We start from the raw sequence: 20,210 nt of genomic DNA on the forward strand, positions 1-20,210 counted from the left end.
GCAATCCGGGGCACTGTCATGATGAAATGGTTATTGGTTTTCCTGCTGGTGTTGTTTACTGGCCTGCAGTACCGACTGTGGGTCGCCGAAGGCAGTTGGGCTGATGTGGCGCGACTGGACCGGGACATCGAAAAGCAATCGGCGGAAAATGAGCGTCTTATTGAACGTAACCGGCGTTTGGCCATTGATGTGGAAGAGCTGAAAAGCGGTCTGGATAGCGTAGAAGAAAGGGCGCGCGAAAATCTGGGCATGGTTGGCGACGGAGAAACATTTTATATGGTGGTAGAGCCCCGTTAATCTTTCTGCTTAAGCGTTGCTTTTTGTGCCCACCCATTCTGCCAGCCCCACAATTTTCCGATGAGACGTATGGCAAACACGACCGACCCTCCCTCAGACACCCGTTGCTGGATTGTTGTGCCTGCCGCTGGCATTGGCACCCGCATGCGGTCGGAACTGCCCAAACAATATCTATCGTTGCGCGGAAAAACGCTGCTTGAGTGCACGCTTGAGCGCCTTCTGGGGCTTCCGAACATCAGTGGTATTGTTCTCGCGCTGGCGGCTACAGACTCGTATTGGGAGCGTCTGCCTATGGCGGGCAACGGTCGTATTGCCATTGTCGATGGCGGCGCAGAGCGCAGCCGTTCAGTGCTTAATGCGCTGAATTACCTGACGTTACAGGCCAAGGCTCGCGACTGGGTGTTGGTACATGATGCGGCGCGACCCTGTGTGACCGCCAATATGATTGCCGGGCTGCGTCGTCATCTCTCTGAGCACGAGGTTGGTGGCATTCTGGGGGTGCCGGTGGGTGACACGTTGAAAAAGGTTGGCAGCGACCACTGCATCCAGGCCACTGAGGATCGACGTGGTTTATGGCAGGCGCAAACCCCGCAATTGTTTCGATACCAACTGCTTCACCAATGTCTTACCCGCGCTCTGGCCCAGGGGGAAAGCGTCACTGACGAAGCCTCGGCACTGGAGTTGGCAGGCTATCATCCCGCGATGGTGGAAGGGCGTTCGGACAACATCAAAATCACCCGGCCGGAGGATCTGGTACTGGCCGAGGCGATTCTGCAACAACAGGAGAGCGCACGATGCGGGTAGGGCAGGGGTTCGATGTCCATGCTTTTGGGCCGGGAGACAAAGTGGTTATCGGCGGCGTGGTTATTCCTCACAAGCGGGGGCTGGTGGCGCATTCTGATGGCGATGTATTGTTGCATGCCCTGTGTGACGCGCTTCTTGGCGCGGCCGGGCTGGGGGATATCGGTCGACACTTTCCCGACACGGACCCCGGTTATAAAAACGCGGACAGCCGGGCGCTGTTGCGGATGGTGTATGCCAAGGTCAAGGCGGCTGGCTGGCGTTTGCTCAATGCGGATATGACGGTGATTGCGCAGGCGCCGCGTATGTCTGGTCATGTTCCAGCCATGGTGGAGCGAATAGCCGCTGACCTCGAAACTGACGTCTCTCAGATCAACGTCAAGGCCACCACCACGGAGCGGTTGGGTTTTGTCGGGCGAGAGGAAGGTATTGCGGCGCAGGCCGTCGTGCTGTTATCCGCTGTCTGAATGTCAACCTGTTGAACCATTGATCCGACCAAGGATATTTGATGCCTGATTTCGATCTGAGACAACCCGCCGCTCACGGGGGGCCTGTTGCCAACGCGGGGTTTCGCACGGTGCCGGAAGACTTTCGGGTGAATGAAGACCTGGGCTTTGAACCGGAAGGTGACGGTGAACACTGGTTGTTAAACGTGCGCAAACGGGGCGATAACACCCCATGGGTGGCCGGCCAACTGGCTCGTTGTGCGGGCGTGCCGGTGCGGGACGTGGGGTATTGCGGGCTTAAAGACCGGCACGCTGTCACAACCCAGTGGTTTAGTATTCATCAACCAAAAGGGGCCGCTCCGGATTGGCCGGCGGTGAACAGCGAGAGCATTCAACTGCTGTCGATTGCCCGTCATCCGCGCAAGCTTCGGCGCGGCCAGCATCGTCGGAATGAATTTGTTATTCGCCTGAGGGACGTAACGCCGGTGTCGGGACAGACCCGGGACGCGCTCAATGAACGGCTGGAGCGCGTCAAGGCCTTCGGTGTGCCCAACTATTTCGGTGAGCAGCGCTTCGGACGAGGTGGACAGAATTTGGTCCAGGCCCACCATTGGCTGGTGGATGGGCAGACGATCCGGCAGCGGCAACAGCGCAGCCTGGTCATGTCAGCAGCTCGGGCGTGGCTCTTCAATGCGGTGCTGGCGGAGCGGGTCAGAGAAGGCACTTGGCGCGAACCGTTAAGCGGCGATCCCGCGTCGTCCCCAAGCGGCCCGCTCTGGGGGCGCGGCAGGCCTCTGAGCAGCGACGCTTGTGCGGCGCTTGAAGCGCGCGCAATGGAGCCCTGGGCGAGATGGTGTGAAGGCCTCGAGCACGTTGGGTTACAGCAAGAGCGTCGACCGCTGGTTCTTAAACCGGATGACCTGCATTGGCGCTGGGACGACAACGACCTGGAACTGGTGTTCTCTTTGCCTCCCGGCACCTTTGCAACGGCCGTATTGGCCGAACTGGCGCACTTGAAAGTCGCCGTTCCGAAAGCGGCTTCCGGCGTCGCTATGCTATAGTGAGCGCTTGATTTATACACTGATGAACGGTCCAACGATGGCAGGGGAATACGGGCAGTGACAACTCTGACTTTGGAAGGTGTGGGAATGACCTCCCAGCGTACGCGGGAGCGTCTCGTGCAGCGTCTGGCGGACAAAGGGGTCACCAACCTTCAAGTGCTGGATACCATTCGCAACACCCCTCGCCACTGGTTTCTGGATGAAGCGCTGGCCCATCGGGCCTATGAAGATACCGCTCTCCCGATCGGCTACGGCCAAACCCTCTCCCAGCCCTACATTGTGGCGCGCATGACGGAAATTCTACTCGGCGCCGCCGGGGGCCGCTTGCATCGGGTCCTGGAAGTGGGCACCGGGTCCGGTTATCAGACCAGTGTGCTCTCGCAACTGGTTGATGAAGTCTACAGTGTTGAGCGTATTAAACCCCTCCAGGATAAAGCCCGGGAGCGGTTGCGCACGCTCGGTCTGCGCAACGTGCAGATGCGTCACGCCGATGGTGGTTTTGGTTGGCCGGAGGCTGGCCCGTTCGATGGTATCCTGAGCACCGCAGCGCCCCGGTTCGTCCCGGAAGAGCTGCAACAGCAATTGGCCCCCGATGGTGTGCTGGTGATCCCGGTGGGCAGCCAGGAGCAATCCTTAACGCTGGTCATTCGCGACGGTGACAGCGATAAATTTATAACCCAGACGCTTGAGCCGGTTAAATTCGTACCACTGCTATCGGGGACAACCCGATGAGGGCAGGGCGTTCAGAGTTTTCCTCCCGGCCCACTTCACTTAAGTCCCGGCTTCTTCTCTTGCTTAAGGGCATGGCGATGGGGGCAGCGGATGTTGTCCCCGGGGTATCGGGCGGCACCATTGCCTTTATTTCGGGCATCTATGAAGAGCTACTAAATTCTCTGCGGTGCTGGACGCCCTCGGCGCTGCTTATCTGGAAGCGCCACGGGTTTGCAGCGTTCTGGAAGCATGTAAATGGCGCCTTTTTGCTGGTGCTGTTCAGTGGCGTGTTGATCAGCATTTTCTCTCTGGCCACTCTGGTGACCCACGCGCTAGAGGTGTACCCGCTGCTGGTGTGGGGCTTTTTCTTCGGCTTGGTCATGGCCTCGGCGGTGTATATCGGGCGCGGGTTGTCGTTGAAAGCCCTTGATGTATGGATTGCCCTGCTGCTGGGCACACTGGCGGCGCTACTGGTGTCGTTCGCCAAACCGGTGGAACTGCCGGCCACCTGGTGGATGGTGTACTTTGCAGGCAGTATTGCCATTTGTGCGATGATCCTCCCCGGGATATCCGGCAGTTTTCTGTTATTGCTGATGGGCATGTATCCGGTGTTCATCCGCGCAGTGGCGGAACTCAACTGGTGGGTGTTGGGCTTTTTTGCCGCCGGTTGTGTCACGGGGCTGTTATTGTTCTCACACTTTCTGAGTTGGCTGCTGCGGGAGTTTCCTCAGCGCACCCTGGCGGTGTTGACGGGTTTTCTGGTGGGGTCCCTCAACGTGATCTGGCCCTGGAAGCAAACGCTTGAAACCTATATCGACCGCCACGGCGAAGCGGTCCCGCTGGTGCAAGAGAATGTGGTGCCCTGGCAGTACGCGGTGGAGACGGGTGAACCGTCGCGCTGGCTGGCCGTTGTGCTGATGATGATGGTTGGCCTGCTGATAGTGTTCGGCCTGGAGTTCTGGGCGTCGCGTCAGCCGCTGAAAGCCATTGAGCCCGAAGAGGAGACCCGGTAGATTGTTATGGCCATGAGGCAACCCTTGCTTTAGAGTATTTTAGAATAAGTGTTGCGTGGTAATTGCCAAAACGACTAATCCGGGTAGCTTCCATGCTCCCCTCTGCGAGTGCGTTTATGCAGGAAAAATCCGCTGACGGTGATATCAATCTCCCAGGGTTGATTTATATTTTAATCGGCCTGTTCCTGCTTAGTGCCTGTCATACTCAGCCTGCCTCTGTCATTACCAGAGAGCAGCCGCCGTCACGAAAAATTCAACAGCATCGCGTTAGCGCCGGTGAAACTCTCTACTCGATTGCCTGGCGTTACGACGTTGATCACCGACTGCTGGCGCGTGTTAATGGCATCCGGGAGCCTTTTACCATTTATCCGGGGCAGCAATTGCGGCTCGATGTGCAGAACGCGCCAGCGGTGAGTGTGACCAGACCTTCCCGTTCTTCCGGCCGTGCTACCAAGGCGCCACCTGCGGCCTCAACGTCACCTCCGGCCAGTGCCTCTCGTTCTAAAAATCAAACACCCAAATCCTCGGCCACGTCTCCTCCCTCCCTGCTCAGCCAGGCTCCAGAGTGGCGCTGGCCAGCCGATGGCAAAGTCATTCGAGCGTACGGCGCCGCAACGGGTTTAAACCAGGGTATTGATATCGCCGGAAATTTGGGAGATTCTGTACGGGCTGCTGCCGCAGGGCAGGTGGTGTACGCGGGCAGTGGCTTGCGTGGGTACGGGAATTTGGTGATTATTAAACATAATGACACCTATCTCAGTGCCTATGCGCACAATCGACGTTTGCGGGTGGCCGAGGGTGACTCGGTCAAAGCGCAGGAGGTCATTGCAGAAATGGGCTCCAGTGGTACGGCCAGCGGTGAGAATAGCGTCCGGCTTCACTTTGAAATCCGGCGGAACGGTAAACCGGTGGACCCGATTCGATATTTGCCCAAGCGGTAAACTGCGGAGTGGATGGCCGCAGTGGCGGTGTGGGGAGAGGTTGCAGGATAACGATAAGACGCTGCGCACGTCTCCTTAAACGGCGAAAGCCGACATGACAGGCCTATTAGAGAGCAAGGGGTGATCTATGGCACTGCAGGAACGGGATGTAAAACGGGAACATGAGGTTGCCGCAACACCTCATGAAATTGACTTCAATGATGACGTCTCGCTGTTGGACGATAGCGAGGAAAAACCCGCCTCTACCAGAAAGACTTCAAAAAATCGCGTTGAGCGCGTTATGGACGATCACTTGTCCAAGAGCCTTGATGCGACACAGCTCTATCTCAATGAAATTGGTTTTTCTCCGCTGCTCACCGCACAGGAAGAGGTTTATTTCGCGCGTCAGGCTTTACAGGGTAACGCTGCGGCGCGTAAGCGCATGATTGAGAGTAATCTGCGCCTGGTTGTAAAAATTTCCCGACGCTATGTGAACCGTGGACTGGCCTTGCTGGACTTGATCGAAGAGGGCAACCTCGGGCTGATCCGGGCGGTGGAGAAATTCGATCCCGAGCGGGGGTTTCGCTTTTCCACCTACGCTACCTGGTGGATTCGCCAGACCATCGAGCGGGCGATTATGAATCAGACCCGCACCATTCGTCTGCCCATTCACGTGGTGAAAGAGCTGAACATCTATCTGCGAGCGGCGCGAGAGCTGACTCAAAAGCTGGATCACGAGCCGTCGGCGGATGAGATTGCACAAATGCTGCACAAGCCGGTGGCGGATGTGGAGCGTATGCTGGGGTTGAACGAGCGGGTTACGTCGGTCGATAACCCGATTGGCAGCGCCTCAGAACGCACGGTGGTGGACACGATTCCGGACCAGAATAATTCCGATCCCGCTTTTTTAATGCAGGATGGGGATCTGAACGAAAGCCTTGACCGCTGGCTGGATGACCTTAGCGAGAAACAGCGAGAGGTGCTCGCCCGGCGCTTTGGTCTGCGCGGCCACGAAGTATGTACGCTGGAAGAAGTGGGCCAGGAAATTGGCCTAACGCGTGAACGAGTGCGCCAAATTCAGGTGGAGGCCCTGCGGCGTCTGCGTGAAATCATTGAAAAGCAGGGCTTGAGCAGCGAGGCGTTGTTCAGTCTCTAAAGATAGACGTCAGTTCCCAACATAAAAAACGGGCTGGATGAGGCAGCCCGTTTTTTTATGGGAGAGCGATCAACAGGAAGTTGACTAACGCTCGAGGTATTGCAGCTTGCCTTCCACCCCGTCCCATTCTTCAGCATCGGCAGGGGCGTCTTTTTTCTCGGTAATATTCGGCCAGACTTCCGCCAACTCGGAATTCAGCTCCAGAAATACCTCTTGACCCTCGGGCAGTTCGTCTTCTGAGAAGATGGCATCTACCGGGCATTCCGGCTCACACAGTGCGCAATCAATGCACTCATCCGGATGAATGACCAGAAAATTGGGGCCTTCATAAAAGCAGTCAACGGGGCAGACTTCCACGCAGTCTGTGTGTTTGCATTTGATGCAGTTTTCCCCAACAACAAATGTCATAGTGAACTCCAACTAACACGGTTCTGATTTGGGCGCTCATTCTATCAGCATTATGGGTTTTTACCAGCCATCAAGGCTTTCAGGGCATAGAGCTGTTCCAGCGCTTGTCGTGGGGTCAGCTCATCCGGATCCACACCGTCCAGAGCCTCCACTACCGGATGTGGTGTGCTGTCGAACAAGCCACCCTGTACCGGCCCGTTGGCGGCGGGCACGGGTGTCGCTGCGGCAGCAGGCATATTTTGCGCCGGTTTTGAGGGCTCGGTGGGAGCGTGTTGTTGGCCCTCCAGTTCTGCCAGCTGCTGCTTCGCCTGTGCCAGCACACCTTCGGGAATGCCTGCCAGCTTCGCGACCTGCAGCCCGTAACTCTTACTGGCGGGGCCTTCCTGTACTTTGTGCAGAAAGACAATACTATCGTGGTGCTCCGTGGCATCCAGGTGAACGTTGGCAATGCCTGGACGTTCCTCTGGCAGCCGCGTCAACTCGAAATAGTGGGTGGCGAACAAGGTGTAAGCCCGCACGTTTTCCGCCAGATGGCGGGCGCAGGCCCAGGCGAGCGCCAGACCGTCGAACGTACTGGTACCCCGGCCAATTTCGTCCATCAACACCAGGCTGCGTGGCGTGGCGTTATGCAGAATATTGGCGGTTTCAGTCATTTCCACCATGAAGGTAGAGCGCCCGCCCGCCAGGTCATCCGAAGAACCGATGCGGGTGAAGATTCGGTCCAGCATGCCCACCCGCGCACGGGCTGCCGGGACAAAGCTGCCGATATGCGCCAGAACCGCGATCAGCGCGGCCTGACGCATGTAGGTGGATTTACCCCCCATGTTGGGGCCGGTGACCACCAGCATGTGCCGCTGCTCATTGAACGCGAGGTCATTGGGCACGAAAGGCGCATCGCTGACCTGCTCCACGACGGGGTGACGACCCCCTTCGATATCCATGCCCGCTTCCTTCGTGAGAGTGGGGCGTGACCAGCCCAGGGTGTCGGCACGCTCCGCCAGATTTGTCAGTAGATCAAGCTCGGCCACTGCGCTGGCCGATTGCTGAAGGAGCTGCAAATCGTCGTTCAGTTTGTCAATCAGGTGCTCGTACAGCAGCTTCTCACGTGCCAGCGCACGGCTTTTGGCTGACAGCGCTTTATCTTCAAACTCTTTAAGCTCCGGCGTGATAAACCGCTCGGCATTCTTCAGCGTCTGGCGCCGAATATAGTCAGCGGGTGCCTGTTCGGCCTGGGCGCGGCTCAGCTCAATAAAGTAACCGTGGACCCGGTTGTAACCCACTTTGAGTGTGGTGATGCCGGTGCGCTCCCGCTCGCGGGTTTCCAGATCTACCAAATACTGACCGGCATTGCTACTGATGTTGCGCAGCTCGTCCAGCTCTTCATCGTAGCCTTCGGCGATCACGCCACCGTCACGAATAACCACCGGAGGGTTTTCTACCAGCGCTCGGCCGAGTAGTGCGACAGCCTCCGGGAACTCCCCGATCTGGTTTGCCAATTCGGCCAGGTGAGGAGAGGTCAGTCTGGAGAGTTCGCTCTGCAGCTCCGGGTAGCAGGCCAGCGAGGCGTGCAGTCGTGACAGATCTCGAGGGCGAGCCGAGCGCAGCGCCAGTCGGCCGAGAATGCGCTCCATATCGCCGACCCGCTTGAGAATGCGGTGTAGGATTTCGAAGCGATAGTCCTGCCCGAACTCGTTGACCGCGTCCTGTCTTGCCTGGAGCGTGTGCAGATCGCGCAATGGGCGGTTAAGCCAGCGCCGCAGAAGGCGCGCGCCCATGGTGGTGGCACAGCGATTCACCACGCTGAACAGAGTGTTTTCCTCGTGGCCACCAAGGTTAATGTCCAGCTCCAGATTGCGGCGGGTGGCCGCATCCATAATGACGGCCTGGTCACGGTTTTCGTGACTCAAGCCACGAACGTGAGGCAGGGCGGTGCGCTGCGTCTCCCGGGCGTACCCGAGCAGGCAGCCGGCAGCCGCGAGTGCGGTGTCCAGGTGATCGCAACCGAAGCCGGCTAAATCCTGAGTGCCGAACTGCTGCGTCAATAATCGGCGGGCACTGTCTAGCTCGAATTCCCAGGGGGCGCGGCGGCGCAAGCCGCGCCGGTTTTCCACCAGCTCCGGTGTGGTCAGGTCATCGCTGATCAGTAACTCGGCGGGCTGAATGCGCTGCAATTCGCCCAGGGCGGCGTCCAGCCCCTCGACCTCCAAAATCTGGAAGCGGCCGCTGGCCATATCCAGTGACGCCATCCCAAAGGTGTCCCCGCGTTGTTGCAGCGCCACCAACAGGTTGTCTCGACCGGCATCCAGCAGCGCTTCATCACTGACGGTACCCGGTGTGACGATGCGCACGACCTTGCGCTCCACGGGTCCTTTACTGGTAGCGGGGTCACCGATTTGTTCGCAGATGGCAACAGACACCCCCGCGCGCACCAGCTTTGCCAGATAGCCGTCGGCGGCGTGGAACGGAATGCCGGCCATGGGGATGGGTTCGCCATTGGATTTCCCGCGCGCGGTCAGGGTGACATCCAGAAGTTCCGCCGCCCGTTTGGCATCCTCATAGAAGAGTTCGTAGAAGTCGCCCATTCGATAGAACACCAGCTCCTGCGGATGTTCAGCTTTGATGCGCAAATACTGTTGCATCATCGGGGTGTGCGTGGAGTTATCAATATTACTCATATAAAACAATCAGTTAGAACTTCTGCTGTGACTTTGCGGGGGCAAATGTGGCATGACGTTGTCGTTCCCCGGCGGTGTTCTTTTCCGTCCAGTGGTGTCCTTTTCCGTGAAGGAGGGAGGTGCACGGCTTACGATCTCAGCGTGCTTGTGAAAGGCGCCATTCTACCTTATCTCTTATTTATGGGGGAGGGTGTCAAGAGGCGCTGGTGCAGTTTTCAGGGATAATGGCTTCCTGATCCAGCGAACGCCTTTGTCGGCGCAGTGCTGGCAGCAGCGTGCTGTCACTATAGGCGCAAGCTGTCTGTCCCGGGTCGCTTTGCCCGGTTTTCCCGGCCTGTTCGGGTGTATGTCCTCCGCCACTTTGCAGTATGTTCAACATCGGGGCATAACCCGGTTGCCAGGCCCGCAAGTTTGGCAGGCTGTTTCTAAGCGCCTTTAAAATCCCCATGCCGGCAAAGTCCAGGTCGCCCCAGAAGTAGCAGGGCAGGGCTTCGCTGAGCCAGTGTTGCCGAAAGTATTCCGGCCCGCTGCCGGGGAGGAAAGCGAAGCGGGTGTGTACGCTGCCGAGGCGGGTGGCACTGGCGCGAAAGCCGCCGCTGTAGAGCAGAGCGTAGCCTTCTGGAGGCTGCTCGGTTAAGCGAAGGAAACTGTCCTGGTTTTCCACGATCAGCAGTCTGGTAAAGCCGGGTGGCGCCCAGGCCGTGAGCAACAACGGTCTGGCCTGGATGCTGTTGGCCTGTTCACCAAAGAGTTTGATGAGCAGATCCTGGCGGCTGTCCAGCGCTTTGGAATTGCCGTCAAAGCAACGGGCGGCAATCTCCCGGAGGGTCAGGTTCTGTTCCAGGTAGTGTTTGATGCCGGCAAAGGCGGTGGTGATATGTTCCGGGCTCAACCCGGCAATGGTGGGGCGCTGAGTGAGCAGGGATTTGCCCTGGTCGATGAAGCTGTCCCGGTGTTTTCCAATGGCCTGTTCCCAGGCGAGGGTGAGCGGGTCCTGCCTGGGGCGGTTCAGCCAGTCTCTCAGCAGCGGTTCGCAGTCTGGATTAAGGCGGAACTGGGCGTTTTCGTAGGGCTCGTGAAAAGGGGCCAGCCTGGGGTCGGGAACGATGGTAAACAGGCTATGTTTGACCGCCAGGTCATTCAACAGTTGCCAGCGATCTCCGGTATCCTCGGCGAACTCGTAAAGCGCGGGTAGTGTGCTTTTCTTGACACGACGGGTAATGGCGCGCTCGCGCTGGTGACCCTCTTTTTCATCCAGTCGGTCCAGAAACCAGCCCAGCCATGTTGCCAGCCAGGGTTCGTCGTTGAGCCAGACGGGCCTGCTCATTGCACATCTTCCATAAAGTCGAGTGCCCCCTGCTGGCGAATCACGCGGCGATGTTGTTCCCACAGCTCGCCGATACGCTCGCGGTTGAGTTGTTGCCGGTCTACCAGCACGCGGGTATTGAGTTCGCCCACGGGCACTGGGCTGGGCACTTTGCTGAACACAAACTGATTGCTGATCAGGTCCAGGAAAGGCCCGGCCTTGCTGGTGGGCATGATGAAGATCAGTTGCAGTCCCAGGGTATTGGTAAGATAGTTGATAACGCTCTTGGAACGGCTCTCGTCCATATGCATAAAAGCTTCGTCGACAATCACCATGCGCAGGTGGCTGTCGCCTTCGTTGAAACGAAAAGCGCTGGTGATCGCGGCGGCGCGAATGATGTAGGCCGGGGTTTCCAGTTGGCCGCCGGAGCCGGTGCCATACTGGCTGAGGCTGATGGGCTGCTTGCCTTCCGGGTGCTTGAGAATGTCGTACTGGCGGTAGCGGCGGTAGTCGCTGATGCGTTCCAGTTCGCGCAGGGCCTGCTGCTCGTCGCCATCGAGCAGCAGTTTGAGTAGCCGGTCGCGCACGGCTTCGGCCTTGGCTGACAGGGGGGTGTCGAACAGGCTGGTGCCGTCTCCCAGGTTGGGGATGTCGATGACTTCCTTGAAGAAACTCCAGTACTCCTTGTATTCCGGTATCCACTCCCATTTGAATTCGAAGCGCTCCCGGTCGGCACCGAATTGATGGTGTTCCAGTTCGTCGTTAAGGCTTTTGAGAATGCGCTCGCCATCCTTGATGGCCTGGTGAATCTGACTGCACAGGTCACTGACAAAGGTGGTGTTGAAGGTGTCGCGCAGGCTCGCCAGTTTTTCCTGTTTTTCCAGTAGGACATTATTGCTCAGGCGGTTGTGCAGCTTGTCCAGCTGCTGGTTCAGGTTGTGGATATGACCGAAGAAGGGTGCGCTGTGCGGCTCTTCTGCTGAGTCTGTCATTATTTGATCAGCGGGTTGAGCTTGCTGGTTATAACGATCAAGCGTTCGAATTACGTCTGCGGTGGCTTGGTGTAGTTGATTGGTTAGCGTCTTGCTTTCTTCAACAAAGTCGATGTCACCTTGGGCGTTGTTGAGACGCTCGTCCATGGCTTCGATTCGTGGTTTCACATTGAGGCCTGGCCAGTATTTTATGCACGCGTGCAAGTTGGCTTCGGCTTCATCCTGAGATTCCTGAAAGTGCTCGCTCTGGTCCGCCAGCTTGGTGATGGCTGAGGTGCAGGCGCTGAGTTTTTCGCTGAGCTTGCCGTGGGCCTCGGTGAGGGTTTTCTGCCTGGCTTCGAGATCCTGATGCAGGGCCTTGGCCTTTTGTTGTTTCTTTTCAAGCTCCTGGTGATCGCTCAGGTCCAGATTGGCCAGGGCCTTTTCGGTTTCCTCCAGTTGCCGCTGGGCATTCAATAAGTGGGTGGCGGCACTGACCCAGTCAAGAGGCTGGAAGGTTTTGATCTGGTTGTGCAGTTGTTTTACTGCCTGGTAGATATCGGCGGCGTTCTGGTAGTTTTCCTGTAGCTCTGTGAGCGCGTTACGCTGGGCGAGCAGGTTGCGTTCGCGGGCGGCTTCACCGAAAACCAGGTCGCTGTCGGGAAGGTCACAGCGGAACAGGGCGTAGTTGCCGGAACCAAGACCATCGACGGTGATGCCACGGCGGGTGGTGCGGAGGGTTTCGGCATCGTTCACGCGAACTACATTGCCGTAGGAGGCTTTCAGATAATGTTCGGCGGTGCGGTGGCTGAAACGCAGGGCATGGAACAGGGAGTTGTCGGGGAGGGAGATTTTTTCGGCATCGCGGCGGGCCTGTTCTCCCTGGATGACTCGGGCACGATTGCGTTGTTTACCGGCCAGACGGCGGACGATACGAATGGCTTCGGCTTCATATTCCGGCTCCACCAGAATGCCAAAGCGGGCGCCGCCGATATACCCCTCGATGGACATGGCCCATTTTTCATCTTGCACTTCCACATGGTCGCACAGCACCCGTGGTTCTGCCTGGGGGCATTCCTGGCGGATGGCCTGGAGGGCAACGTCCACATCCTGTGGGTAGTTCACTCGTTTGGACTCCAGGTTGCGAATCTGTTGTTCGATTTTCTGTTGCTGCTGGTCCAGAGAATCCAGGGCCTGGCCTCGTTTGCTGACCAGCCTGTCCAGCCGTTGCGTTATGGAGGAGGCTTCCTGGCCGGTTTGGTCTGGCCGCTCGCTGTGCAGTTGTTCGGCCAGTTGGTTGTGCAGCTGTTGTTCGCTGCGCACCCGGGTAAGGCCTTCTTCCAGGGGTGACAGGTCGATCCAGTCCCGGCCCAGCATCTGGTTGAGATCGGGCAGTGCGGTGTGCCGTTCGGAGAGCAGAGCCTTGCTGGTAGCACGCCAGTGTTTACTGGCCAGCTCGGGCAGTTCCAGTTCGATGCTGTGGCGGGCCAGCAGGCTCTGGATATTGCGCAGGGCTTCCAGGTTGGCGTCGCGTTGTTGATCCTGCTCCAGCAGCGGGCGCGCGCCGTCCTGGAGTTGTTGGGTGAGCTGGTCGCGCTGGCTTTCGAGCTGCTGTTTGTCGCGCAGGGCGGGAATGCCGAGGATGCGTGCTTCCAGCTCCACCCTTTCGTTGTATGCCTGATCGAGGCGTTGTTGGACCTGTTCGGCTTCTTCGCGGTTGCCTTCCTGTTGCTGGCGCAGGGTGTTCTGTTCTTCTTTTTTGTCCAGGTACTGCTTCTGGTTGCGCTGGAACTGTTGTACGGCGGCACCGTAGGCCTGGGTGGTAAGCTCAAGCCAGGTTTCCAGATAGTGTTCTGTCTGGCTTTTCGACTGGCCGAGCAGGTTCACGTTCTGTCTGAGTTGCTCCGCCTCTTCAGCCATGCCGTGAACGGTGCGCATCAGGTCGCGGATGCGCCGCAGGGTGTCGCCCATATCGTGGGGTTCAAGTACTTCGCTGGCGACAAACTGGCTGATGGACTCCACCGGCTTGTAGGCCATGAAGCGGGCGAAGGTACGAGCGGCATTGCGGGCTTCGTTTTGCGATACCGCGTCGCGCTTGCCACGCAGGGCCCCATACAGCCGTGCCAGATAGGCGCCTTTTTTGTCGTAGGTTTCCACGGCTTTTTTGCCAAACTGCTGGCGCAGCAGGCTGGCGAGCTCGGTGACGGGCACCGCGTGCTTGCCATCCGGGTACTCGCGAACAAAATGGGACAGACTGAGCATCTCGCCGGGCACGATCATCAGCAGCAATTCGTTTTGCCGGGCCTGGGCGCTGCTGCCCGCATTGTCCAGGTGCGCGCGCACGCCGATGACAGCGGTGAAAGGTTCTGCGGTTTCGCCTTTGGTGGGGTGAAAAATCCCGGCAATATAGCCGTCGCTGTTATAGGGGCGAGCGAAGGCACCATCGTCACAGCCGAGTACGTAGGAGGCGAGGGTGCGCACCTGTTTGCCGCCCCGGCCGCGCTGCGTGGTTTCGTCTTGCCCGGGATTATAGGTAAACAGGTTGTCGTGGGCGGCGGTCATCAAGGTTTGCAGGGCATCAGCGGCGGTGGTCTTGCCGGAGCCGTTGCCGCCGGAGAACAGGTTCACCGGGCCGTATTCCAGCTCGCCGGCGGGCAGGTTGCCCCAGTTGACGGTAATTGAACGCTTCAGATACATGGGCGAGCCTGATTATGAAAATTATCGCAATAGAGTGACGAAATGTGAGTGCGGGTCATGCCGTTTCCTCGCTGGCACCGAGCAGTTGCGAAAGCACGGTGTCGGTGACCAGACTGGTGATGTCCGGCCGGATGGTGAGCCAGCTTTCGCTCTCTTCCAGGCTGGCATCGCCGCTGCGGATTAGTCGTAGCTGTCGCATGCGGCGGAATAGAACCTCGCGTTCGGTGCGGCCCTCCGGCAATGGACGACCGAGCAGGTTCTTGCTGGCCAGATTGATGGCTTCCAGCGGAAGGGTGGCCTGGCCGTGCTCGTCAATCTGGCCATCGCGCAGGGATTTGTCGTATTCCGCGCGCAGTACCAGTATCAGTGCCACTTCCTGCTGGCTGAGGCGATTGCGCAGCCCGCTGCTGACGCCCTCGTCCTGATCCGCTTCACCGGGGATTTCCGCGCCGGGCGGGAACAGCCGCAAGGAGGTGAAGCGGCGTTCGTGATGCAGGCGAATATGCAGGACGCTAAGGTAATCTTCCACCAGTTCTGGGATTTGCAGGTAGCGATCGTAGAGCTCCGCCTCCTTTTTACTTTCGTCACGGCACAACACGCCGTGGTCGAGCAGGCGGATCATTAACTCCGAGAACTGCGCCTGGGAGACCCCACGGGCCTCCAGCGCGTCATTCAGGGCGTGTTGCAGGGGCTGTTGCCGAGTGTGCTGATCTAGTGTGTGCTGAGTCATCGAGTTCCAGTTCCAGCAGGAAGCCATCGCGGTGCACGAAATAGTGTTCGTCGCGAATCGGCTCGGTGGGTTCGATACGCAGACGCAAGCCTGCGGCGGCATGATCGGCGCTGCCCAGCTCAATGATGTGGCTCATGGCCAGCAGGTCGCGGGCGTTGTTAACAGGCAGGTCGCGGTTGTCGATGCGGCGACTGGCTCCCAGGGCTTCGCGTAGATAATCGCGCAGTGCGCCGCCATTGATATTGAAGGCTTTTTCCAGCAACTGTTGGGTCGCCAGCTCGCGTCGGGTGGCAGTGTCGGGCTCATCCAGTTCCACCATGCGGTTGTTTACGAGGCGTTTCGTGCGCTGTTCCCGCAAGCGTACCTGGGCCGGGTCGATGAGGCCCAGATGCAGGCTGGCCATGGCATCGCCGGCCTGGGCAAGTCGCTGATCATACGTTGTTTCGTCCAGCTCGGAGAGTTGCTGGCAAAGGCCGACAATATCATTGTGTTTCTGGCTGTGCAGGTAGCTGAGCTGGCGGATGATAATGTCGGCCCGGCGGGTGAACCCCTGTAGCGTGCGGCGCAGGGCAGGGAGCATGATCTCCGACGCGTTTCGCATGCGCGTGTCGATACTGTCCAGCAGCTGAAACAGCACCGAGGCATCCTGGCTGACGACCAGGTCCGGGGCCAGGCGGCGCAGCTCTTGTTCCGCGAGGGTTTTCCAGGCCCTGGGTTTGCGCTTGATCTTTTCAATGGTGTGGCGGATGCGGTCGCGGTGCTTTTCTACACTGTCGGCGGACATGCGAATAGCCACGTCCGGCTGGAAGCGTTTTTCCATGAATTCGAAGAACTGGTCACTGGCCTGTTGTACTAACTGCTGGGCTTCCACTTCCTTCACCAGTTCCCGCTTGCGCTCTTCCAGTTCGGCGATGATGTCAGTGAAGTCGGCGATGATGCGCTCGGAGTGTTCGTGGGCGTCGAGCAGGTCGTAGACTTCGCCGCGATCCATAAAGGCTGACAGGGCGTTGAGGGTGTTGCGCGTATTGCGATGGCGGGTGCGCACACTGCGCCCGTCAATCTCGGCCAGGGTCTGGGTGAACAGCCGACCAGTGCGGCTGAAGGGATAGGTAGACTGAAAGGACGCTTCGTCCTTGTCCCGTTTCAGCCAGCCATGCTCCACCAGCAGAGTGAGTACCCAGCCGGCCTGCTCGCGGTTGTTGCGAAAGCGGGTATTGTCTTCGTCGCCGTCCAGCAAGGGTGCCCGCTCCAGGGCTTCGCTGAATACATCCAATACCTGGTCGCGCTTGAGAGATTCCCCATAATCCGCCTGGGCGCTGTACAGCCGCTCGTGCAGCAGGCGAAGGCATTCGACAACCTGTTCGCGATATTTGCCGGTCAGGGGCTTGAAAAATTGTGCGCGCTCATCGCTGAAAAACATGGCTTTAGGTCATATGAGTAACGGGCTTCAGCCCAATCAGGAGGGGTTGGTCCCATGATCAGGTCTATTGCCTCGGACATGCTCGGCACGTTTCAAAACGACTGTATTCTACGGGAAAGCGCAGGGGCTTGCACTCACCCTGCGGCTGGCATAACGTGGCATTATGAATACTCTATTTCCCCCTGAAGTGCCGGCGGACAGCCGGGATATTCTTGAGCTGGCCCTGGACCTGGGGAAAGCGCTGCAGGCGCGTAACTGGCGAGTCGCGACGGCTGAGTCCTGTACTGGGGGAGGCATTTCTGCGGCTATCACCGAGGTGCCCGGTAGTTCCGCGTGGTTCGAGTACGGCCTGGTGACCTACGCCAACCGGGCCAAGGTGTCGTTGCTTGGGGTTTCGGCTGAAAGCTTGTCGCGTGATGGCGCGGTCAGTGAGTCGGTGGTGATGGAAATGGCTCAGGGCGCCTTGCGGGTGTCCGGGGCGGATCTGGCGGTATCGGTCAGCGGCGTCGCGGGTCCGGATGGAGGTTCATCGGACAAGCCGGTTGGTACCGTTTGGATCGGGTGGGCGCGACGCACGGGAGAAAACGTCGTTGTGGATGCGACGTGTCACCACTTTGAAGGCGACCGGCGCGGGGTGCGTGAGCAGGTGGTGGCGGCTGCCTTGAGACAGCTGCTGGCGCTGGCCGGGGATTCCCGGAATACTGTATAAATATCGATATACTGTTTGCGCATACAGGTTTTTGGTGTATGCTTTAATGCACAGATGAGTTGTTCAGTTTCATTTTTTCAATCAGTTTACGGTTATTGATCGAGGTGTCGGATGGACGCGAATAAAGAGAAGGCGCTGCAGGCGGCTCTGGGCCAGATTGAACGTCAGTTTGGCAAGGGCACGGTGATGCGCATGGGTGACCGGGAGCGCGTGGCGATTCCGGCGATTTCCACAGGTTCTCTGGGGCTGGATGCCGCTCTCGGTATCGGCGGCCTGCCCAAAGGGCGAGTGGTAGAAATTTACGGGCCGGAGTCCTCCGGTAAAACCACTCTGACCTTGCAGGTGATTGCCGAGGCCCAGCGCAAGGGGGGCACCTGCGCCTTTGTGGATGCCGAGCACGCGCTGGACCCAATCTACGCCGAGAAGCTGGGCGTCAACGTGGATGACTTGATCATCTCCCAGCCTGACACAGGAGAGCAGGCGTTGGAAGTGAGCGATATGCTGGTGCGGTCTGGGGCCGTGGATGTACTGGTAGTCGACTCGGTGGCGGCATTGACCCCCAGGGCGGAAATTGAAGGTGAGATGGGTGACCAGCACGTTGGCCTGCAGGCGCGATTGATGTCCCAGGCGTTGCGTAAAATCACCGGTAATATCAAAAATGCCAACTGTCTGGTCATTTTTATTAACCAGATTCGTATGAAAATTGGTGTTATGTTTGGCAGCCCGGAAACCACCACCGGTGGTAACGCGCTCAAGTTTTACTCATCAGTGCGGCTGGATATCCGTCGCATTGGTTCCGTGAAAGAAGGCGACGAGGTTATCGGCAACGAAACTCGCGTCAAAGTGGTCAAGAACAAAGTGGCGCCGCCGTTCAAGCAAACGGAATTCCAGATCTTGTACGGAATTGGTATCAACCGGCTGGGCGAAGTCATTGATTACGGCGTAAAACTGGGCATCGTCGATAAAGCCGGGGCCTGGTATAGCTATAATGGTGATAAGATCGGTCAGGGCAAGAACAATGTGGTCAAGTTCCTGCAGGAAAATCCTACCGTGGCTGAAGAAATGGAGAGGCGGGTTCGAGGAGAGTTACTGAACATACCGGCCCCCGCCGAGGAGCGTGCTGAGGAAGAGTCTGACGCCTGAGAGTGCGGGAAAGAATGAACCGAAGTGGCGCCTCAGATGTCTAATTAATGGTCATGGGCTGGTTTTCCGGCCCACGTAACGAATCATTGAGGAGGTAGCTGACGTGGTAAGCATGGTACAGCTAAAACGTTTGTTCCCATGGCTGACTTTGGTCATTCTGGCACTACTGGCGGGCTGTAGCAGTACGCCCTCGGTAGTAACGGACTATGACCCTGACGTCAGTTTCGGGTCGCTGAAAACCTTTCGGGTAGAAGCCACTCAGCAGGAAGATGCCAACAGCCTGCTGATTTCACCGTTCACTCTCAGCCACTTGCAAACCGTCATCCACAACCAGTTGTCCTCCCGCTATACCGCGGTGGAGTCCGAGCCGGACTTTGTGGTGCGCTATCACATTGTCGTAGAGGATCGGCTGGATGTACGCAGCTATGATCAGCGTTATGGCTTTGGTTACTACGGTTACGGGCCTTGGTATCGCTACCCTTACGCTCCCTCACCGAACCCTCGTATGTATCGTCAAGGCACGTTGATTATTGATATCTCGCGTGGGGACGATAACAAGCCGCTTTGGCGGGGTGTATCGGAACGGCGCTTGTACGAAGGGTTAACCCCTCAAGAGCAACGCCAGCGGCTTTCTGGCACCGTCACCGATATTATGGCGCAGTTCCCTCCGGTACGCTGATCGTTTGCCATGGATGAAGTAAAGCAAACGGTCAACACGTCGGATATTCGGCTCGCTGCCATGAATCTGCTGGCGCGCCGAGAACACAGCCGAGCTGAGCTGCACGAGAAGCTGTCGAGGCGTTTTAGTGACACGGCGATGGCGGAACAACTCAACGAGGTATTGGAGAGACTGAAGGAGCAGTCATTGCAAAGTGATGAACGTTTTGCCGAGGCGTTTGTGCGCAGTCGGGAATCTCAGGGTAAAGGCCCGATGCGAATAATGCAGGAGCTGCGGTTTAAAGGCGTTGACGACTCGCTCATCGACGCTTGTCTTGATGATAGGGATGAGCGATGGTGGGCACTTGCCCGGGAAGTGCGTGTTAAGCGTTTTGGCGACCAGCCTGTGCTATCACCGAAAGATAAGGCCAAGCAGGCCCGCTTTCTGCAATACAGAGGGTTTTCCCCGGAGCAGGCACGGGATGCTATCGCCAGCGCTCCCAGGCATCCATCACCTTAGCTGCATAGCGGTAGCTGCCATAGCTGCCGTTGTAGCGGGCCAAGGCTTCGGCAAGACGACCATTCGAGCGATCCATATAGTGTTTTAGAATGGTACAGCCATAACGAAGGTTGGTCTCCAGGTGGATCAAGTTGTCTTCGGGGCGGCCAATTTCATTTTTCCAAAAAGGCATTACCTGCATAATACCCTGAGCGCCCACGGGCGATACGGCGTAATGGTTGAAGTGGCTTTCCACCTCGATCACTGCCAACACCAGCTCTGGGGCGAGTTCTGCCCGTCGTGCTTCGCTATGAATTTTTCGCAACAGCGCGAAACGCTGGTCGGGGTTATCGACAAAACGTTCCATTCGGCCAGCCATCAACATCAGCCAGGCTTCCGCTTCATAGTGATCAACGAAGCTGTCAGCCGCGGCGATATTGTCCAGGAGCTTCTGCCTTAGGCTTTCATCAATATCGTGGTTCGCCTCGGCATAGGCAACCGCTGGTGGCTGGCTCCAGCCCCGTTCGGGAAAACCACTGATGACAGCGCCTGCGCAGAGCAGGGTGGCTGTCAGAACGTGGTGCTGAAGC

19 protein-coding genes are annotated in these 20,210 nt (G+C 58.1%); 12 read left to right on the plus strand and 7 right to left on the minus strand.

Going from position 1 to position 20,210, the window contains the following annotated elements:
• Positions 1-21 precede the first annotated feature (21 nt).
• From ftsB to rpoS, 8 genes are all read left to right on the plus strand, one after another.
• Entirely contained in the window at positions 22-297 is a 276-nt protein-coding gene (gene ftsB, locus ACQCLF_RS13850) for a cell division protein FtsB (RefSeq protein ID WP_426988369.1), read from the plus strand.
• Between the two features lie 69 nt (positions 298-366).
• Entirely contained in the window at positions 367-1,101 is a 735-nt protein-coding gene (ispD, locus tag ACQCLF_RS13855) for a 2-C-methyl-D-erythritol 4-phosphate cytidylyltransferase (protein WP_426988279.1), read from the plus strand.
• Positions 1,092-1,565 carry a 2-C-methyl-D-erythritol 2,4-cyclodiphosphate synthase gene (gene ispF, locus ACQCLF_RS13860; protein ID WP_426988281.1) on the plus strand — a complete coding sequence of 158 codons (474 nt, stop codon included), beginning with the start codon at positions 1,092-1,094 and terminating at the stop codon, positions 1,563-1,565. Before ispD ends, ispF begins: the two co-directional genes overlap by 10 nt.
• 41 nt (positions 1,566-1,606) lie before the next feature.
• Positions 1,607-2,605, plus strand: coding sequence for a tRNA pseudouridine(13) synthase TruD (gene truD, locus ACQCLF_RS13865; protein WP_426988283.1), 999 nt, complete (start codon positions 1,607-1,609; stop codon positions 2,603-2,605).
• Between the two features lie 87 nt (positions 2,606-2,692).
• The gene (locus tag ACQCLF_RS13870; protein ID WP_426988371.1) at positions 2,693-3,337 is read left to right on the plus strand and encodes a protein-L-isoaspartate(D-aspartate) O-methyltransferase; all 645 of its coding nucleotides are present in this window, start codon (positions 2,693-2,695) and stop codon (positions 3,335-3,337) included.
• Positions 3,338-3,414: 77 nt separating this feature from the next.
• The gene (locus ACQCLF_RS13875; protein ID WP_426988285.1) at positions 3,415-4,329 is read left to right on the plus strand and encodes a DUF368 domain-containing protein; all 915 of its coding nucleotides are present in this window, start codon (positions 3,415-3,417) and stop codon (positions 4,327-4,329) included.
• Between the two features lie 92 nt (positions 4,330-4,421).
• The gene (locus tag ACQCLF_RS13880; protein ID WP_426988287.1) at positions 4,422-5,270 is read left to right on the plus strand and encodes a peptidoglycan DD-metalloendopeptidase family protein; all 849 of its coding nucleotides are present in this window, start codon (positions 4,422-4,424) and stop codon (positions 5,268-5,270) included.
• A gap of 127 nt (positions 5,271-5,397) precedes the next feature.
• Positions 5,398-6,405: an RNA polymerase sigma factor RpoS gene (rpoS, locus tag ACQCLF_RS13885; protein ID WP_426988289.1), complete on the plus strand. Its 1,008-nt coding sequence runs from the start codon at positions 5,398-5,400 to the stop codon at positions 6,403-6,405.
• 84 nt (positions 6,406-6,489) lie between these two features.
• Here rpoS and fdxA read toward each other — a convergent pair whose 3' ends face one another.
• The 6 genes from fdxA to ACQCLF_RS13915 all read right to left on the minus strand — a co-directional run bounded on the left by fdxA (position 6,490) and on the right by ACQCLF_RS13915 (position 16,612).
• Entirely contained in the window at positions 6,490-6,813 is a 324-nt protein-coding gene (gene fdxA / locus ACQCLF_RS13890) for a ferredoxin FdxA (protein ID WP_426988291.1), read from the minus strand.
• Between the two features lie 50 nt (positions 6,814-6,863).
• Positions 6,864-9,488, minus strand: a complete 2,625-nt coding sequence (gene mutS / locus ACQCLF_RS13895) for a DNA mismatch repair protein MutS (protein WP_426988293.1) — start codon at positions 9,486-9,488, stop codon at positions 6,864-6,866.
• Between the two features lie 193 nt (positions 9,489-9,681).
• Positions 9,682-10,815 carry a Wadjet anti-phage system protein JetD domain-containing protein gene (locus ACQCLF_RS13900; protein WP_426988295.1) on the minus strand — a complete coding sequence of 378 codons (1,134 nt, stop codon included), beginning with the start codon at positions 10,813-10,815 and terminating at the stop codon, positions 9,682-9,684.
• Entirely contained in the window at positions 10,812-14,462 is a 3,651-nt protein-coding gene (locus ACQCLF_RS13905; RefSeq protein ID WP_426988297.1) for an ATP-binding protein, read from the minus strand. Before ACQCLF_RS13905 ends, ACQCLF_RS13900 begins: the two co-directional genes overlap by 4 nt.
• Before the next feature lie 55 nt (positions 14,463-14,517).
• The gene (locus tag ACQCLF_RS13910) at positions 14,518-15,192 is read right to left on the minus strand and encodes a DUF4194 domain-containing protein (RefSeq protein ID WP_426988299.1); all 675 of its coding nucleotides are present in this window, start codon (positions 15,190-15,192) and stop codon (positions 14,518-14,520) included.
• Positions 15,131-16,612 carry a Wadjet anti-phage system protein JetA family protein gene (locus ACQCLF_RS13915; protein ID WP_426988301.1) on the minus strand — a complete coding sequence of 494 codons (1,482 nt, stop codon included), beginning with the start codon at positions 16,610-16,612 and terminating at the stop codon, positions 15,131-15,133. The genes ACQCLF_RS13910 and ACQCLF_RS13915 overlap by 62 nt, the downstream gene beginning before the upstream one ends.
• A 163-nt stretch (positions 16,613-16,775) precedes the next feature.
• On the opposite strand from ACQCLF_RS13915, the gene ACQCLF_RS13920 reads away from it, so the two are divergent.
• From ACQCLF_RS13920 to ACQCLF_RS13935, 4 genes are all read left to right on the plus strand, one after another.
• Complete coding sequence (locus ACQCLF_RS13920; RefSeq protein WP_426988303.1) at positions 16,776-17,321, plus strand: CinA family protein; 546 nt, start codon at positions 16,776-16,778, stop codon at positions 17,319-17,321.
• Between the two features lie 111 nt (positions 17,322-17,432).
• Entirely contained in the window at positions 17,433-18,464 is a 1,032-nt protein-coding gene (gene recA / locus ACQCLF_RS13925) for a recombinase RecA (RefSeq protein ID WP_426988305.1), read from the plus strand.
• 112 nt (positions 18,465-18,576) lie between these two features.
• On the plus strand, positions 18,577-19,143 hold the full coding sequence (locus tag ACQCLF_RS13930; protein ID WP_426988373.1) for a DUF4136 domain-containing protein: 567 nt from the start codon (positions 18,577-18,579) through the stop codon (positions 19,141-19,143).
• A gap of 9 nt (positions 19,144-19,152) precedes the next feature.
• Complete coding sequence (locus tag ACQCLF_RS13935) at positions 19,153-19,641, plus strand: regulatory protein RecX (protein ID WP_426988307.1); 489 nt, start codon at positions 19,153-19,155, stop codon at positions 19,639-19,641.
• Here the strand turns inward: ACQCLF_RS13935 and ACQCLF_RS13940 are convergent.
• Complete coding sequence (locus ACQCLF_RS13940; RefSeq protein WP_426988375.1) at positions 19,607-20,182, minus strand: lytic transglycosylase domain-containing protein; 576 nt, start codon at positions 20,180-20,182, stop codon at positions 19,607-19,609. The two genes, ACQCLF_RS13935 and ACQCLF_RS13940, sit on opposite strands and share 35 nt — an antisense overlap.
• Positions 20,183-20,210 lie beyond the last annotated feature (28 nt).

This window comes from Marinimicrobium sp. ARAG 43.8 (genome assembly GCF_050113635.1).
GTDB lineage: Bacteria > Pseudomonadota > Gammaproteobacteria > Pseudomonadales > Cellvibrionaceae > Marinimicrobium.

Coding starts and splice junctions, on each gene's coding strand:
- ispD (WP_426988279.1), top strand. CDS start 367: ATGGCAAACACGACCGACCCTCCCTCAGACACCCGTTGCTGGATTGTT.
- ACQCLF_RS13880 (WP_426988287.1), top strand. CDS start 4,422: ATGCTCCCCTCTGCGAGTGCGTTTATGCAGGAAAAATCCGCTGACGGT.
- ACQCLF_RS13930 (WP_426988373.1), top strand. CDS start 18,577: ATGGTACAGCTAAAACGTTTGTTCCCATGGCTGACTTTGGTCATTCTG.
- ACQCLF_RS13915 (WP_426988301.1), bottom strand. CDS start 16,612: ATGTTTTTCAGCGATGAGCGCGCACAATTTTTCAAGCCCCTGACCGGC.
- recA (WP_426988305.1), top strand. CDS start 17,433: ATGGACGCGAATAAAGAGAAGGCGCTGCAGGCGGCTCTGGGCCAGATT.
- ACQCLF_RS13900 (WP_426988295.1), bottom strand. CDS start 10,815: ATGAGCAGGCCCGTCTGGCTCAACGACGAACCCTGGCTGGCAACATGG.
- ACQCLF_RS13935 (WP_426988307.1), top strand. CDS start 19,153: ATGGATGAAGTAAAGCAAACGGTCAACACGTCGGATATTCGGCTCGCT.
- ftsB (WP_426988369.1), top strand. CDS start 22: ATGAAATGGTTATTGGTTTTCCTGCTGGTGTTGTTTACTGGCCTGCAG.
- mutS (WP_426988293.1), bottom strand. CDS start 9,488: ATGAGTAATATTGATAACTCCACGCACACCCCGATGATGCAACAGTAT.
- ACQCLF_RS13875 (WP_426988285.1), top strand. CDS start 3,415: ATGGGGGCAGCGGATGTTGTCCCCGGGGTATCGGGCGGCACCATTGCC.
- ACQCLF_RS13910 (WP_426988299.1), bottom strand. CDS start 15,192: ATGACTCAGCACACACTAGATCAGCACACTCGGCAACAGCCCCTGCAA.
- truD (WP_426988283.1), top strand. CDS start 1,607: ATGCCTGATTTCGATCTGAGACAACCCGCCGCTCACGGGGGGCCTGTT.
- rpoS (WP_426988289.1), top strand. CDS start 5,398: ATGGCACTGCAGGAACGGGATGTAAAACGGGAACATGAGGTTGCCGCA.
- ACQCLF_RS13920 (WP_426988303.1), top strand. CDS start 16,776: ATGAATACTCTATTTCCCCCTGAAGTGCCGGCGGACAGCCGGGATATT.
- ispF (WP_426988281.1), top strand. CDS start 1,092: ATGCGGGTAGGGCAGGGGTTCGATGTCCATGCTTTTGGGCCGGGAGAC.
- ACQCLF_RS13870 (WP_426988371.1), top strand. CDS start 2,693: ATGACCTCCCAGCGTACGCGGGAGCGTCTCGTGCAGCGTCTGGCGGAC.
- fdxA (WP_426988291.1), bottom strand. CDS start 6,813: ATGACATTTGTTGTTGGGGAAAACTGCATCAAATGCAAACACACAGAC.
- ACQCLF_RS13905 (WP_426988297.1), bottom strand. CDS start 14,462: ATGTATCTGAAGCGTTCAATTACCGTCAACTGGGGCAACCTGCCCGCC.